Source organism: Roseobacter sp. HKCCA2468 (genome assembly GCF_037805105.1).
Lineage (GTDB): Bacteria > Pseudomonadota > Alphaproteobacteria > Rhodobacterales > Rhodobacteraceae > M30B80.
This window is the reverse complement of sequence record NZ_JBBLYN010000022.1, coordinates 1-1,489: the sequence shown is the minus strand read 5'-3', so window position 1 is coordinate 1,489 and position 1,489 is coordinate 1. Positions and strand designations below refer to the sequence as shown.

The window sequence follows — 1,489 nt, the reverse complement described above, 5'->3', positions numbered from 1 at the left end:
CACCGTTGTCCGCTCCAACGCTCGCCACCGCAAATAGCTCGTTAATCGAATTAATGTTGGATGTGTCGATCGGTGTAGTTTCCCCGTCAACGATAGACAGGGCAAATGTCCCACCAGCCGATGTTGTAAGCGACAAACCAACCGATTGATCAGAGGGAATTGATACGGCCAGATACGATCCACTTTGGCCAGGTGTCCCTGTCAGCGCCAACAACGAACTTTGATCACCATTCGCATCTGTTATTGAAAAAGTTACACCATCAAAGGACGCATCACTTACGTCAAATATATGCACATCACCGCGTCCAGCAGTGTAGGAGGGACCGGACGTTGTAACCGAGTTGGCATAATTTTCAGGGTGATTATTTGGCTGAACTATATAAACACGCGGTGTGTCGTTTGTTACAACCCGGTCTACGAGTTGCCCATTTTGCCAAGAGACGACGATCGGTCCAGACGCTGCAATTTCATCATTCCATGTACTCAACCCAACATCGTAGTAAACGCCCTCTATTTGAAGATCGGCGTTATTAGCTATAAGCTGCTTCACTTCATTGACGTTGGCGACCCAAGTATTGAGATAGTAATCGTTAGATCCGCTAGATACGGCAAAGCTTACATTGGTTTTGATGTCAGCGTCCGCACTACCAATAGTGCCATCCCTTGTAAGATCCAGCAGGTAGTAACTCTCTTGATCTGGATCATCCGTCGCAGAACGGAATTTCTCAATCAGGTTGTAATCATCAAAATGGTAGATCTTTTGCTCTACCGTCCCATCCAATATGAGAGAACCGTTTGCTACTGTTAACGTCTCATGAACTGTATTCTGCTTGGCATATTCCACAACACCGATGTTTTTGAAGTCATCTACGGTAGGCGTAATGAATGGATCGCTGATTGGCTCAGAGATCGTACCAGACCAATGACTGACGTCATATGTGTTCGAGTTTATGTTATTGAAACTGGAGTCATCGATATTGAGCTCGATGCGCATCCACTTGCCGTTTTCAACTCCTCCAATATTGCGAGGCTCTGTGTTGTACTGACCGTTTGTAATCCCGTTGTCATAGGTGTAAGTGGAATATAACGGAGAGGCTGTATAGGAACTCCACCCAAGCAGGGCGTCTGATTTGATGCCACTCAGCTCAGCCGAATTCAACATGGATATTATAAAGTCGGATTTCGAGGAGTCTGAGCCGTCTCCTGTATAGGATTTTGTTACAGAAACATCGTTTGTTCCATCATTAAAATTTAATGTCACTGCTTTACCCGTTTCGATATTATCGACACGGACATAAAACTCAGGATCAAAATCATACGTGTTGTTGTTGTACGTGTATACAGGCCTGTCGTAGACAAAAAAGTCCACTTCGAGCGCTGGAGCATCGGCGTTTGGATCAACCCCATCTGCTTCAGCGTAACGCCTGATAACTTCCATCGACGCTGTCGCCGCATCCCATAGCCCTTTGAGGTCGGTTGCGAGGTTGGT

General features: G+C 46.1%; 1 protein-coding gene. It reads right to left on the bottom strand.

Annotation, left to right across the window (positions count from 1 at the left end):
- Positions 1-1,489: hypothetical protein (locus tag AAC620_RS12335; RefSeq protein ID WP_340245411.1), on the bottom strand; the 1,489-nt coding region annotated here is incomplete at both ends.